Annotated in this window: 14 protein-coding genes; all 14 read right to left on the bottom strand. The window is 35.3% G+C overall.

What is annotated here, in order from left to right; translation table 11 throughout:
• Positions 1-17: 17 nt before the first annotated feature.
• The 14 genes from licT to IGI96_RS14565 all read right to left on the bottom strand — a co-directional run bounded on the left by licT (position 18) and on the right by IGI96_RS14565 (position 15,398).
• Positions 18-860, bottom strand: coding sequence for a BglG family transcription antiterminator LicT (gene licT / locus IGI96_RS14630; RefSeq protein WP_005225819.1), 843 nt, complete (start codon positions 858-860; stop codon positions 18-20).
• Between the two features lie 305 nt (positions 861-1,165).
• Positions 1,166-2,941, bottom strand: a complete 1,776-nt coding sequence (locus IGI96_RS14625; RefSeq protein ID WP_010748035.1) for an ABC transporter ATP-binding protein — start codon at positions 2,939-2,941, stop codon at positions 1,166-1,168.
• Entirely contained in the window at positions 2,941-4,689 is a 1,749-nt protein-coding gene (locus tag IGI96_RS14620; RefSeq protein ID WP_042890950.1) for an ABC transporter ATP-binding protein, read from the bottom strand. The genes IGI96_RS14625 and IGI96_RS14620 overlap by 1 nt, the downstream gene beginning before the upstream one ends.
• Positions 4,690-4,888: 199 nt before the next feature.
• A complete protein-coding gene (locus tag IGI96_RS14615) occupies positions 4,889-5,107 on the bottom strand; it encodes a YneF family protein (RefSeq protein ID WP_005235432.1) in 219 nt (72 codons plus the stop codon).
• 268 nt (positions 5,108-5,375) lie between these two features.
• Complete coding sequence (locus IGI96_RS14610) at positions 5,376-6,680, bottom strand: ISLre2 family transposase (protein WP_438785279.1); 1,305 nt, start codon at positions 6,678-6,680, stop codon at positions 5,376-5,378.
• Positions 6,681-6,963: 283 nt separating this feature from the next.
• Positions 6,964-7,275, bottom strand: coding sequence for a hypothetical protein (locus tag IGI96_RS14605; RefSeq protein WP_438785278.1), 312 nt, complete (start codon positions 7,273-7,275; stop codon positions 6,964-6,966).
• Positions 7,276-7,560: 285 nt separating this feature from the next.
• The gene (locus IGI96_RS14600; RefSeq protein ID WP_438785277.1) at positions 7,561-10,188 is read right to left on the bottom strand and encodes a DEAD/DEAH box helicase family protein; all 2,628 of its coding nucleotides are present in this window, start codon (positions 10,186-10,188) and stop codon (positions 7,561-7,563) included.
• A 2-nt stretch (positions 10,189-10,190) separates the two neighbouring features.
• Positions 10,191-12,053 (bottom strand): DNA methyltransferase, encoded by a 1,863-nt coding sequence (locus IGI96_RS14595; RefSeq protein WP_438785276.1) that lies wholly within the window; start codon positions 12,051-12,053, stop codon positions 10,191-10,193.
• A gap of 660 nt (positions 12,054-12,713) precedes the next feature.
• Positions 12,714-12,884 (bottom strand): hypothetical protein, encoded by a 171-nt coding sequence (locus IGI96_RS14590; RefSeq protein WP_438785275.1) that lies wholly within the window; start codon positions 12,882-12,884, stop codon positions 12,714-12,716.
• Positions 12,885-13,526 carry a hypothetical protein gene (locus tag IGI96_RS14585; protein WP_438785274.1) on the bottom strand — a complete coding sequence of 214 codons (642 nt, stop codon included), beginning with the start codon at positions 13,524-13,526 and terminating at the stop codon, positions 12,885-12,887. It lies immediately after the preceding gene.
• 312 nt (positions 13,527-13,838) lie between these two features.
• Positions 13,839-14,153 carry a hypothetical protein gene (locus IGI96_RS14580; RefSeq protein ID WP_438785273.1) on the bottom strand — a complete coding sequence of 105 codons (315 nt, stop codon included), beginning with the start codon at positions 14,151-14,153 and terminating at the stop codon, positions 13,839-13,841.
• Between the two features lie 12 nt (positions 14,154-14,165).
• On the bottom strand, positions 14,166-14,624 hold the full coding sequence (locus IGI96_RS14575) for a hypothetical protein (protein WP_438785272.1): 459 nt from the start codon (positions 14,622-14,624) through the stop codon (positions 14,166-14,168).
• Positions 14,625-14,630: 6 nt separating this feature from the next.
• On the bottom strand, positions 14,631-15,089 hold the full coding sequence (locus IGI96_RS14570; protein ID WP_438785271.1) for a hypothetical protein: 459 nt from the start codon (positions 15,087-15,089) through the stop codon (positions 14,631-14,633).
• A 114-nt stretch (positions 15,090-15,203) separates the two neighbouring features.
• Positions 15,204-15,398 (bottom strand): hypothetical protein, encoded by a 195-nt coding sequence (locus tag IGI96_RS14565; RefSeq protein WP_349705889.1) that lies wholly within the window; start codon positions 15,396-15,398, stop codon positions 15,204-15,206.
• Positions 15,399-15,518 lie beyond the last annotated feature (120 nt).

Genomic DNA, 15,518 nt, shown 5'->3' with positions numbered 1-15,518 from the left:
TTTCTTGTTTTTTTCAATCAACGATTTTTTTGCACAAGTCTGGCAATATGAATCGTTAAATACAAACTTTCGTCACTGGACATTTGATACTGATACTGATTTTCTAATAGCTCAGCGATTTTTTGCACGCATTGATACGCATTTCGATACTTCACTTTGACCATAGCCAAAAGATCTTCATCGGTTTCATCCACATGAGTAGTATGGTTTTGCATTCTTGAAACAAAAAATTTCAAATGCGTAGTGAAGCGATAAAAATAAACGGACTCTTCATCAAAGGTTGTTTTGAAAAAATATTTAACAATATTTATGATGTCTTGCATCGTTTGGGTTAGTTCAGCAATATTGCCTTGGTCACCATTCTCAGTTTGCGCATTGACGAGATGCAGAGCAATAAAGCCAGCTTCGTCATCTGGCAGCTGAATCCCGTAATGTTCTTTGATTTTCTCTACTGTTTTACAACCTATTTGGTACTCATCGGGGAAAAAACGCTTGATATCCCACAACAAGACATTTTTGACCGTCATTCCTTTTTTCGATCGTTCAATGGCACAGTGCATGTGATCCGTCAACGAGATGTAAATGGAATCATTGATTGGGGATGACAATTCTCGCCGAGCATACTCAATGATCTCATTGGATAATTCAAGATATTCCAGTGGTAAGTCAGCAAGCAGCTCTTGAAATTGAGATAAGATCGTCTGATTTTCTAAGCGATACACTTTATCGACCGTTTCTGAAGAAATTTCATCTCCCACTTTTTTCTTAAATGCAATCCCCCGCCCCATAACAATAATCTCGTTTTGACTTTGATCGGTAGTGATCACAACATTATTGTTTAACACTTTACTGATTTTCATGTCCTACCCCCACTTACTTTATCATTGCGGATATGGTTCATTGCTTGTCTTTATTGCTGAGCCAACAGTCAACACAGAAAAAACCTCATGAAAGCAGCGCAAATACCGCAGCTTCATCAGGTTTAGCTTGTTAAAAATCAACAATCACTATCCATTAGAACCAGTTTTATTATCTTTATCATAGCAAAGGTAGAAAGCGCTGTCAATCTTTGTTCGTTATTTTTATATTCATCCCTTCTTTCTTTTTTCGTACAAAAAAACCTTAAAAACGAAAGTCTTTAAGGTTAGCGTTTCTATCAAAACTATTAAACTTCACTTGCCTGCAAACGGTACATATCGGCATACAACCCTTTTTGAGCCAAAAGTTCATCATGGGTGCCTCGTTCGACGATCGAGCCTTTATCAAGCACCAAAATCAACTCGGCATCGCGGATGGTAGACAATCGATGGGCGATCGCGATCGTGGTTCGCCCTTGACGCATATTTGCCAACCCTTCTTGGATCAGTCCTTCTGTTTCAGTATCGATATTGGCAGTCGCCTCATCCAAGACCAGCACTTTCGGATCGGTCACCATGGTGCGGGCAAAGGAAATCAATTGTCGCTGCCCACTTGAATAGCTGGCGCCCCGTTCAATCACTTTGGCGTGGTATTTACCAGGTAATTTTTGAATAAAGGCATCTGCTTGAACAAATTTTGCTGCTGCTTCGATCTGTTCCTCACGAATGTCCTGATTCAATAAGCGGATATTGTCAGCGATGTCCCCATAAAACATGAAGGCGTCTTGCAATACGAGTCCGACTTTTTTCCGAAGCTCTTCCATCGTGAAGTCGCGGATATCTTGATCATCGATCAAAATTTGCCCTTCCCCGAATTCGTAAAAACGCATCAACACATTGATGATCGAGCTCTTGCCACTTCCTGTGTGACCGACTAAAGCCACGGTCTCACCTGGATAGGCGATGAAAGAAATATGATTCAATACGTTGTTTTTACCATCATAGGAAAAACTGACATCGCGAAACTCGATTTTTCCTTTGGTGATGGTTTGACTAGCATCGGGGTTTTGCTGCGGCGTGTATTCTTCGTTATCCATAATCTTTAGAATACGGCTGCCGGCGACCATCCCATCAGTAAAGACGCTGAGAAAATCCATCATCTGTGTCATGGGATTAAAGAATCCTTGAATATAGGTCGTAAAGGCGAAAATCAACCCGACTTCAATGGGCGATTCTAAGGCATCAAACCCAAAGACCGTCAACGACAAGGCGATCGCTAAGGCATACAACAAACTAATGATTGGTGATAATAGCAGCGCATTCGTGCGGATCATAGCGTATCTAGTTTTCAAATAATCATCGTTGGTCGCTTCGAATTCTTCATTCAGCCGCGCCTCTTGACGGAATTGCTGAATGATCTGCATACCAGAAATCGATTCATTCAATTTCGTATTCAGCTGACTCAGTTTTTCCCGCATTTGACGATAGATACGAGAGCTGAATTTTTGATAATACCAGATGACTACCATTAGGATCGGCAGAAAAATCAAGTTCAGTAAGGCAATTTTGACGTTGATGCGGAACATGGCGGCAAAAGAAGAAACCACCGCAAAAATTCCTGTCAATACCATCAAGAAGACATACCAAAATTCATACAACGTTTCTGTGTCGTTGCTGACCCGTGAAACGATCGAACCCGCTGGCGTCTGATCGAAATAGCGCATCCCAAGACTATGCAATTTTTCAAATAATTTTGCTCGAATATACTGATAGGTTTTTAAAGAACCCATCGAATAAAGGAACCATTGGAAAAACCAAATCACAGCTTTTACTAACACCCCAAAGAAATACAATGCAGCAAAGAAATAAATGACTTGCTGGGTCGCCGTTTGATTGGTCAAATAATTATCCATAAAGGTTTGAATGATCAAAGGCAACAGGATATTGACGATCGATAACACAAAAGCAAAAAAGATCGCTGCATAGAAGGTTTTCCGAAATGGCTTGGCAAAAAGAAACATTCGTTTGATGATGTTTTTTTGCTCTTTAAAGGGAATCGATTTACTCCATTCTGATTCTTGCATTAGGCTTCACTCCCTTCGATTTTGGCTTCTAGTTGCTGTTTGTCCCACATTTTTTTATACCAGCCATTTGCAGCCAATAATTGTTCATGGGTCCCACGTTCACTGATTTTCCCATTGTCGATCACCAGAATTTCTTCTGCGTGCTTGACACTACTTAGGCGGTGGGCAGCAATGATCGTTGTTTTATTCTGACGGAACGTCCGCAACTGTTGTAAAATAGCTTCTTCCGTTTTGGCATCTACTGCTGAAAGGGCGTCATCTAAAATCAATAATTCGGGATCAGTGATCAAAGCACGGGCAATGGATAACCGCTGTTTTTGTCCGCCAGAAAGAGAAACACCACGTTCCCCCACCATCGTTTCGTACCCTTCAGGAAACTGACTGATATCCTCGTGGATCACTGCCAATCCAGCAGCTGCTTCCACTTCTGCTTGAGAAGCCCGTGGTTGCGCAAAGCGGATATTGTCTCGAATCGTCATGGAAAATAAGAAATGATCTTGCGGAACATAACCGATCGACCCCAAAAGAGCATTCAAGGAGTATTGCTTGCTGTCAATGCCCCCGAAGGTGATCGCCCCGTCAAATGAATCATACTCTCGCAATAAGAGCTTCATCAAAGAGGTTTTTCCAGCACCGGTTTTCCCGACGACACCTAGTGTCTGACCCGCTGGCAAAGTAAAGTGGATGTCTTGCAGGGCAAAATCATCTCCTTGATAGTGAAAATCATTGATTTGAACGTTCACCGTTCCTTGGGCTGGGGCATCGACCGCATCTTTAGCTTCAATAATATGGGTCTTTGCCGCCAACAATTCGGCAACCCGATCATAACTAGCATTGCCTCGTTCCAGCACATTAAACAGACGTCCGATGGCAAACATCGGCCAAACTAACATACCGATATAACTGATGAAGGATACCAATTGACCGATCGAGATGGTACCATCCATAACATAATTGCCGCCAACGATGATCGTCAGCACATAGGAGATTCCGATAATGATCGTAATAAACGGATCAAACAAGGCATCCAGAAAATTGACTTTGCGGTTTTTGATGATGGCATGGTCGATTTTGGTTTGAAAATCAGCGATGTCCTCTTTTTCCTGTCCAAAGGTTTTGATGACTTTCATCCCAGTAATACTTTCTTGGGCTTTGTCGTTGATGGAAGAAAAGGCTTCTTGCGAGTCACGAAACGCATCATGCAATTTGCTGCCAAGAACCCGTGCCATGACTGCTAAGAAAGGCAGCGGCAATAGAGCAATGATCGTTAACCGCCAGTCGATAAAGAGAACCATCGCAATGATGGTTGCCCCTCCCGAGATGAAGGAATCGGCAAAGGTCAAGATCCCTGCCCCTGCCACATTTTGGATGGCATTCAAGTCATTGGTGGCATGGGCCATCAAATCACCTGTCCGATGCTTTTGATAAAACAACTGATCCATCCTTGTAAAATGTGCAAATAGCTGTCTGCGTAACGTTTTTTCTAGCCGAGCGGCACTGCCCCAGATATGCGTTCGCCAGACAAAACGAAACACGTATTGAGCGATGGCTGAAGCAATCAAGATCATGACCCAAAAAAAGATCGTCTGCATCGAGATCTCTTTTTCCGCAATCTCATCGATGATGATCCCGATAACTTTGGGAGGTGCCAACTGTACCAAGGCGACCAAGACTAAAGAGCCTACGCCTAACAAATAATGTTTCTTTTCTTGTTTAAAAAACCAACCTAACTTCCTAAATATTGACATAACACTCTCCATTTCTTTATGACCTGTTGCCTAAATTTTGCGATTTTTCCGAATATTCATTGGATTCAGATTCGATTGCTTCCCCGTTATTTACAGAACGTAAACAGAAAAAGCAGCTTGGGGACATTTTTTATTCGTTACTGCGTTTTTCCGCAATAAAAAGCGAGCTGATAAAATCAGCCCGCTTTTTAGAAAAAACCTACTTTTGGTTTTTCATTTGCTGCATCATCTGACGAATTTTTTTCTCAGAAGGTTTTTGACCCATTGACATCATCATCGAGCGAAGCATATCCTCATTAACGGGAGGATTTTTCTTTAGATAATCTTGCATATATTTACGCGCCAAAAAGAAGCCGCCGACAGCGCCTAGTAATGCTGCAACAACAGCGATCACGATTACGATTCCTACACTAACCATTCGAAAACTCTCCTTTCTCTTGTACTCTCAATGAATCATTTTACTAGAAAAAAACACAAAAAGAAAGAGTGAAAGCTGGATTGTGTGTGTCTAAATTTTAGTTTGAATGGATTTCGAGTTTTTTTAGAAGATTTATGAGGATTTTAAGAAATGATCTTTCATTTTTGTCTACACTAAATAAACTTAGCTGTATCGATTTTTTCGCGCCAAGTATACCATTTTTATTCATTCTTTTCAATAGAATAAACGAAAAAATATAAGGATAAATTCAAAATTTTTGTTTGTACCACTTTTCTACTCGATTGACTCGAATTTTAGATGGGAGTTTTTCATGCATTCCTTTTTTTAAATAACCTCGGGTAGCTTCTAATTGTTCAATTTGAAGGTATTCTTCTCGCCACTTTCCAAAAAATAATTCTCTCAATTGACCCTGTTTGACATCAATAATCATTTTACTCATTGTTTCTCCCCCCTGAATAGACCAGTACATTCCTCTTTTCTTCATACGATTAGCAATTTTTGATTGTTGCGATTCCATGACACCAATTCCTTTTCCAGAAAAACCATACTGATTCGGCAATTTTGTATAATGAAAATCTCTTAGTATTTTTCTGCTGAACATATCGAAACGCAATTGTTCCTCTTCTCCTTCAATCATAGAATCAATCGTCTCTAAAACCAATCGTGCTTCTTTTTTGCTGTGAATAATTAATGCGTGGAAAAAGCGTTGATATAAAGCTGGATCATATCTTTTAAAAAATTCTTTGACTTTTTCATGCAAATGATATCTGTCCCAAAAATGTATATGTTTTGCTCCAAAATAACCTGCAATTTCTTTAAAAACATATGGGGTATACCCCTTTCCCATATCAGAATTTGTAATCACCACCGTTTCCTCCCCTAATTCATAATGATTATAGATATAATCCACAACTTCTTCTCGCGCTTTTTTATTACTTACCGATACAATCTCATGCTTGTCAATGAGTTGATTTCGCCCATGATATTCTTCTTTACATCCTTTGTGGATCAAAAAATGTGCGACATCCATCCGTTGCTCTTCTTTACGATTCGTTTTAATCGTAATACCATCTCCTTCAATATACAAAACAGGAACTTTTTCCTTCTTCGTTGTTTCTTTTTCTTCTAAAAGACGATATTCTTCTTTTTCTTGATAATATTGTCCTGCAATCTGTACAGCCTTGCTAACCGTATCCTTTGTGATATATATACCTTTTAAAAGGCGAAACGTTCTTACGACTTCACGATAAGGCATTTTTGTCGCTAGTTCTGCCACTTGCAACAATAATTCCATCGAAAAACGAGTATATTTGGGTAACCCTAATACTTCATCTACTGGATATCGATACTCATGATTCTTTCGATAACATTTTCGAGAAAAAGTAATTTCACCAAAGGTGAAAATCACTGTCCGTTGAGCTGTTTTCACATATTTCCACCCTTGTGCTTGAACTTCCATCCCTACTTTTCGTTCAATCGCATGGAGCTTTGCTAGAAACCGTTCAATTGCTTTTCCTTGATATTCTCGTTCGAAATCTAATTCGTTAAACATAGACAAATTCCTTTACTGTATTTCTTTTTTCTTCCAGTATAGGAATTCTGCATTTTTTCACCAAATCTTTTTTTGTTCTGCTTAATTATCCGAAAAGTCTTTTAAAAAACTTGTTTCTAAATGATCTCCACATTACTGAAAATCTGATTTTCTATTACAAAAATATACGTATCCTTATCCCCTTAGTAGCGGTTCTGATTAGATAAGGCGCTATGGCTGATCGTTCCGACAATCTGCTTTCTTGTGCCATACATGGTTTACCGAAAAACCTCATCGTTTCCGTTCATTCCCGTTTCAAGTTCCTACCGCATTGTTCAATGATCTTTCGAATGGTTTGTTCTGAACGTACTTTGATATAAAACTGCATCTCGTTAACTGTCATCAAAATACAAGGTTTCCCCTCTTTGTCTAATAAGGTACGTTCAGTCTGTTCATTGAACATCAGACGATCCACCATTAATCCATATAAAATTCCTGCTTCAATAGGCAAATAATAATAGCGTTCTATCTCATTGAATATCTTGTAATACTTCACAAATGTCCCTGTTTTTAGATTCGCTAACGTATATGGGACAAACACATTTGATTCTGCCATCTACATTTCCTCCTTTGTTATTCACCAAACACAAAAAACTTCTGTGAACGAATTGTTCTGTCAGAAGTTTTTGCTTGTTATTTTAATTTCTTTCTTGCCTGTGTCTGTTGAAAAAGGAGATTTTTCTCTCATCAATTTCTCATCTATCTGGTAAATATTATACACTTACGCTGGCAAAGCCAGCTTTTTGTTGCCCGCCTAAACGGCGGTGGCGATTAGAGTGTGACGAGCAAAGAAAAAGAGAACGAATCTAACCGTAGTACATCCAGTGCGTATTGCTGATAGTCATGATTGACTACTAAATAATTCTAATTCCCCGTCTAAAAGTACGCCATCATTCACTTTTTCAGATAACTCATTGATAAATTCTCGTTCATTTTCTTCATTATAGAATTTCAAACCGATCAAACGAACATCTTCATTTTCACCAATCACTTCAATATCTAAGCCGTTTATTTCATATAACATCTCTTGCTTCCAAATTTCCTTTGATTCTAAATGTTGTCCTTTCGGTTCAATGTAAACTTGATAGTTGAAGGTTTCGTTTTCAAGATACAAGATAAAATCCGGCATAAAACCTCGTGGACCATGAAATTCTGTCAATTTCAAACGAATTCCTTTTTCATCGTTACGAATAAGATATACTTTTTCGTATTTATTTTTCAACGTTTGGACAAACATTCCTATCAAATCAACTAATTTCTTTTCTGTCCCATTTACAATAGCATGAGTATACACAAACCAATCTTTTCCTTTCATCGAATGTGGAAGAATATGTTGCGTAACTTGACCAGTTTGGAATTTAGGGGAGACTATTTCATAATCCTTCAAAACATCTCTAATAGGAACTGGTTTAAATACTTTCAAACCAATCTCTTTTTTATAATTTTTGCGAATTTTCTCTTCACAATACGTCAAAAAATTATCAATAATTTCTAATTTTTCAGTAGCTGATAAATCAACAATATGCTGTCCCTTAGGTAAAGACACCTTTATAGAAACACCATTAAAATACTGTGAACTATTAATCAATTCTTCTTTTGATTCAAGCAAAGGTAAATAATTTTTCAAATTAGAAAAACGGAAAAATGGGTTTCTCTGTAAAGCTTTTCTAAAGAAACGTTTATCTACATGTAAAAACTCTGATTCTCGCTGGATAACAGTATCATCACTAATTTTCCCTAGATAATCCGTCTCTATGGTTGAACCTATATATGCGGTTTCCCATTCTTTGGGAATTGTAAATTTATCTAGTGAACTATAATCTTTAGGAGTCGTTGCTCTACTTTCATTGATAAATAAATTTCCTTGTTTATAAACGTTTGAGTTTTTAAAAGAATTTTTTAATTTCGTTTCAAATATTTCTACTGTTTCATCACTAGAACTAATCAAATTAACGGCATTCATTGATTTTTCAAGATTAGCTAAATAGCCTTTTTCATTAATCGTATGATAGTGCAATGTTTCTAAAAAACGCAAATCACTATTCACATTATCAAATCTACGTTGGTAGCTTTTCTTTCCTTCATATTCAAAAGGAAAATATCTTGCTCCTCTACCAATAAGTTGGGCTTCACTATCGGTAGCAGTTCTGGTTACTCCTGCACCTTCAGAAATTCTGACAATATCATAAAGATTTAGGACATCCCAACCTTCATTAAGTTTTGCAACTGCAAAAATAACTCGAATTGGATTATTAATATCTTCTAATGTATTTAATAACACTGCATTGTGTAGACTCAACATGTTTTTCTCATTTGCATTTAGAATATTTCTGGGTTCAAAATCCTCCTGAATTTCTCGAATAACACTATCTAAATTTTGTTCTAAAAAATAAGAAAAGACTTTATAAAGTGTAGAATTCGATGATACTGTTGTTTTTCTTTGATGAATATCCTTAGATAAACTTTCTACAGATAAATTCTCTACGATACCATTAAAATCTTGCTGTTTCTGTTCAGAAATTTTAATTTTACTTGATTTAAACATGACAATCGGTTTGAAATAAGAAATACCATTCTCTCTAGCTATTAATTTCCTATATTGGCTTAATAAAAGAGCATCTTTCATTTTTTCTTCATCATTATTTGAGGATTGTAGTCTTAATACATTTTTTGAATAACCATCCATCATGAATTCTCGCAAGTCATATTTGTAAAGAATTTTATTACTATATTTTCGATAAATATTTTTATCATCCATATTTATAGTCGCTGAAAACTCTAGCAATTTATTATTCGTTCGCAAATATAACATTTTATTGATGGTATTTTCCCAAGATTGTTCTTCATCTTTTTCCTTCTTTGTGGAAGCATTAAAATGATGAGCTTCATCCCCTAAAATGATTATATCTTCCTCTTCCAAACTTTCTAAAGAAATACCATTCTCTCTAGGTTTAATTAATTCTCCATGAATTTTCTGAATCGTTGTCAATTTTAAATAAATAGTATTTTTATCTTTAACAGCAGGAAAATTGTCCACTGCTTGAATCATAATTTGCTCGCCATCAATAAAAATCCCGTTGGGATTAAATAAATACTTATTTGATTGCGTATTTAACATATTTTCTTGTGTTTTCTTGATAATTGCATCAGTATTTACAAGAAAAATAAAGTTTTGATAATTAAATTCTTTATATAAATACAACATTAAACTCGCCATAACCATCGTTTTCCCTGAGCCTGTTGCCATATTAAACAGCAAATATTTTCTCTGAAATCCTGCATTACTAATACCTACAAGCAAACTATCATCTTGCATAAACTGAAAACGTCTGAAAGCTTCTTCTTGATAATGGCGAAGTTTATCTTTTAAATTAGCCTTTATATATTCAGGAACTTCATGAGGATTCATAGCATAAGTAATGGTTCTCATTTCTCTATCAAGCCACTCATATAAGCGTTCTTTTGCCATAACTATTCCCCCTCATTACTATAAAAACTATGATTAAAGGCTTTATCATCATCTGAAATAATGACGTTCTTATCTTCAATTTCAGAATAAGGCACATATAATTGATTCTTATCTAATGCTTTTTTGAAAATTTCTTTTTGTTCGTCAAAAGTTAGGTCATTAAAAGTGATAGACCCCTCTCCTTCGTCATGTTCTTTTAACAATTCATTAGTTAATTTCTCTTTATCTAATTGGAAATTTAAATCAGCATTATTGTCTAATTCATTCCATAAATAAACTAATTCCTCTTTAGTTGATGCTTGGTCAATTTTGTTCATATATACTTGATTTAATTCCATCAATTCAACATAAACAAATGAACCTCCACCTTGCCAATTGACATCCTTTGAGATACCACCTTGTTCTCCCTCAATTACTTTTTGAAGTCTTGGAACAGAAACAGTATTGATATAATCCATCTGTTCAATACCAATAAATCTTCTATTCATTTTCATAGCAACAGCTTGAGTAGTTGCTGAACCCATAAAAAAGTCTAAAACTATGTCATTTTCTTTGGTAGTAAACTCCAAAACTCGCTTTAATAAGTTCTCATTTTTGGGATTATCAAACACTTTATTTTCAAATAGTTTTGTAAGCTCTGAAGTTGCACTTGAAGTTAGAAAATTTTCATCCCACCAAGTTGTTATTGTTTTTCTTTTATTTTTTGCATCTTCTAAATAATACTTTTGCGATAATGTTTTTCCTTTTTTTACTATCCTGCCCTCAGAATACATTTTTTCCATTGTTTCTTTGGAAAATCTCCAATAACCTTCAACTCCGAGAAACTCAAAAAAGGGATTCCCTTTTTTTGCTCCTCCTGGTCCATCTACCGGAACAAACTTAAATAACCCTTTATTATCTTGCTCTTTAAAGCCAGTTAAATCATTAGCAACTCCATATTCTTTTTTATTAGCAAAAACAGACCTTTCTTTTTTAGCATACATCAATAAATGATTATGACTTGTAGATATAATTTTATCATTTGAAACAGATGCTCTAGATTTATGAGCAATATCAGCTATAAAATTTTCTCTGCCAAAAATTTCGTCTGATAAAACTTTACAATAGTGAGCCTCTTTATCATCTAAACTAATAAATAGTATGCCATCATCAAGTAACAATTCCTTAGCTATCAATAATCTATTTTTCATAAAAGTCAACCATGTTGAATGGTTGAATCTGTCATTATATTTAAACGAATCTCCACCTGTATTGTAAGGTGGGTCAATATAGATTAACTTCACTTTTCCTGCATATCTTTCTTTCAATGAATGCAAAGCGAATAAGTTATTTCCTTTAATAATTAAATTATCTTCATTACTAAAAGAATCAACTTTATGCTCTCCATCAGCATCATATTTTTTTACATTCACAAATGCTTTCTGTGCTAAAAGGGTATCTATTTCATCACGTGCAATAACTTCATTATAGAAAACTTCTTCTTTCCCAGTATCTTCTTTCGTCATGCCACCTTCTAAGACACTATCTTTATAAGGAAAATCTAACACAACATCAGTATTATATTGAAGATATTTTCCTTCGCTTGATAGTCCAATCGTATTTGAATATTTAGTATAGCTATCTGTCCAATAGTCTTTATATCTCAAAATATCAATAAATTCTTGCATTTTAAAAATAACCACATCTCCAGCTTTTATCGAATAATTCTCTCTAATCTTTTGATTTTTCAATAATGCTGCAATCAAAAGTGCATCATAATTTTTCAAATCATCAATAATAATTGGCCTTTGGAGCTCTTCACCTTGCCAATATTGAGGAAACTCGCTTAAAATCTCTTTTATTTGTTGCATTAATTGAGTTTCCATTTACGCCACCACCTTTCGGTTGGTGGCAACAGAAAAAGCCTTCTCATTTATCAATGAAAAAGCTTGTGTTTGTGTTAGTGATTCTGTTTTTGTGCATAATAAATAAGCACGTTTACTTAGATTAACGTACTGCTGTGCTGTGCTGTGCTGTGCTGTGCTGTGCTGTGCTGTGCTGTGCTGTGCTGTGCTGTGCTGTGCTGTGCTGTGCTGTGCTCAAGAGTACCATCTGTTTCTCCTTTGTCAAATCTTTTTTAAGTAAAATTTAACACAAAAATCAATAGAAAAACAAGGAGCATTCGAAAAATCGCATGATTTTTGCCGATTTTCGAGTAATCCTTGTTTTTAAAGAGCTTAACCAGTTAAGTTATGTCACATCTCGATTCACCTATCTATCAATAGAGCCAGTATTGCAGCAATAAACGCGATTGCAATACAATCACCAACATTCACTAAGAATTGTTGATTTTTTATGCTATACCAGATCAACGTTGCCAAAAAAACACTAAAAAACGAATAAATGAATATAAAAATCTTTTTATTCTTCCACATTTTTAAAACCACACCCACCAAAACTCCAAATCAAAGAATCTGCTGCGACAGGCAACAAACCTTTAAATACATATTCCACCGCTATTTTTGTAATTTCATCAGTCGCCTTTTCTATTGTTTCTTTTTTGTATCAATAATACAAAAAGTAAAAATCAACCAAAAAACTAGAACAACAATGGCTATACCTATTTTCCACTGATTTTTAGTAAGCAACTTCAAACATAACAATAATAATGAAAGTCCAATCCCCCAAATACTACCATACAGCACTTGTTTTTTCATCTAACTAAATTCCCAATAACCATTATTAGGTATTTTATCATGTTTATCAATATATTTTGAAATTGCACCTCCAGGATCTGCCACGTTCATTGCAATTTCAAACAATGTACCATAGTAACCTGCAGCTACTTTGATTCCCCATTTAACAAACAACGCTTTTACTCTAGATTGAAATACCTTTTTAGCAGTTGAAACACCAACTTTTGTAATATAAGAAGCTAACCCTGCTCCAATTCCTCCTGTTAATGCAGAAAGCGCAACATTGATTGCTGCGGCTCCGACAGAATTTGAAATCCATCCATGCGCAGCTCGAGTGCTATAAGGTAAAGCTTGCTGAGAAGCTTTTTCCAAATCTTGATAAGTATCTGAAGAAGAATCAAATAACGAAATTAACGCCTCTTTAAATCGTTCTTTATCGACAAAAGAAGAATAGACACTTTTATTTACTTCGTTATCAATCAACTCTAAAAATTCTCTTTGTTGATCTTCAGTCATTTTTTGAATATCTAAATCATCTACATTTTGAACGATAGGCTCATTAGAATTTTCTGCCGCATAAACACTTGTTCCAACACCAGTTAATACACTAAATCCAAGCAATAACACCCCAACAAACGAAAACAACTTCAACAATCGAGCCATTCTATCTCCTCCTTTTTATTTGGCTGATAGTTATTTTTACTTTCTTTTAGTCGTTTCCAAAGCGAACTTTTTCCCGCTTTTTGTTTTACTCCTCTCTGCCTTGTAACAACCTTCACAAGTATAGATTGGCATAAATTCCGTTGAAAAAATAGTCTGTTTTTTCTTGTCTTTTTCATGTATAATTAATTTTATTGTGATATCCATTTTATTTTAACAGAAAATCATTCGATTGTAGTTGTTATTTAAAAATTATAGAAAAAACAGATAACCCAGGTGGCGCTTACTCCACCTGGGTCTCGTTTTTCTCTAAGTTCATTCTCCTCTTATTTCTTTTTCTTGTATGAACGCTACTTCTAATTCCTCAAAAAATTCAGAAAGAATTCGATCAAAAAATACCCTTTCATTTTTAGAAAATGGACTTCCATCTTTTTTAGTCATCGTCAATACCATTTTTCTTAGAGAAAGATTGATCGTATAGTTGATCCGATCATACGCGCTATACGTATAGCCATGTAATTGAAAACTAATATGATTCTTCAACAAATGCACATCATATTTTTCTCTTACTGCCTCTTTACTAATCAGAATTTTGTAGGAATAAACCAGTCGATTTTTTTCATTATCCAACGTAAATTCACCTTACTTTTTATTATATCCTAAATATTCTGTTATTCGTTCATAAGAACATCCTGCATAGACAACACCTACAATTATCCCAAAAACAGCTGCACCAATAAAATGATAAAGAAGAACCACTTTTTCCACATAGGTTCGATAAAAATTTGTCATAACGATCATCATGAATCCACTATTACATACGGCATGCATAAAAAATAATCGAAGAAAGAGAAGAGAAATCGTTCTCTTTCGAGCTATCCTTCTATAAAAAACATATATCCAATAGACATAAATGAATAAAGAAAGCAACAATAAAAACAATTTTATAATAAACCACCATGAAAAATGTGGATAGATTAAAAAATCAAGCAAGCATAAGAGCGGAACAAAAGCAAAAAATCGATAAGAATGAGACAAGTATTCCCAAAATGTTCCTTGTTTTAAGCGTTCCATTTGTTGATAAAATTTCTTATCATCCATCTTCTCTCATTCCTTTTCTTTTAATGATGCGGAAACTTGTACATCCTTTAATTTCTGAATATGTGCCAACATCGGTTTATTTCCCTTCACTACCAGAAAAACGATTCCTTGTTCTTTCCCTAAAGTGACTTCTTTTTCCAGTCTTAAAGGTTGTTTATCTGGTCCAAAAAATTCCCGTTTTTCTTTATCTATAAAACGAACCGTAATAAGATACGATTTTGTTGGATCTGCATGTTGGAAATCCAATTCTCCTCGATAGAGTTCGTTGACGGTTGTTTCTTGTTGGCTTTCTTGATTGGACTCTAAAATTTCAGTGTCTAGAAACAGTTCAGGCTTTAGTTCTTCTGTAGTAGCTATAGTGGAAGATTCCTTCTCTTCCTCTTTTGAAAAAAAGAGATTTCCTACAAATAAACCACTCCCTATGATCGTCAATCCGGCAATAAGAACAATAAAAACTTTTTTCACACGTATCCCTTCTCTTTTTTTTCCTATTTTTCCATATTTTCATCTATTTGACTACCCTTTTTCTCTTCTAAAACATCCATATACACCTGATTTTTTCTTCTCTTAACATCCATTTTATTCCCTCCAGCGTTGATACTTCCAATGATAAGGTAAATGATACCCCTTGATCCATAGAAACGTTTTCTCGATTGGTGCCTCAATTAATTCAGATAATTCAAAAATAAATAGATTGGGGCGATTCTGACACAGATAACAAAGCAACTCAATTTTTTCTCGATTCTTCTTTTTTTCATCTTCTAAACGCCGCATTTCTTTCACCTTCTTAGATTCTTTCACCAAATTATTCTCAAAAAATACCAAGAAGCAGAAATCGAATGGATTTCCGCTTTTCTTCTATTTTAGTTTTTGATATGCTTTTTATACGTTGAC

Origin of the sequence: Enterococcus sp. DIV0421, assembly GCF_051713745.1 — a bacterium.
GTDB lineage: Bacteria > Bacillota > Bacilli > Lactobacillales > Enterococcaceae > Enterococcus_D > Enterococcus_D casseliflavus.
This window is presented reverse-complemented; position numbering and strand designations above follow the sequence as displayed.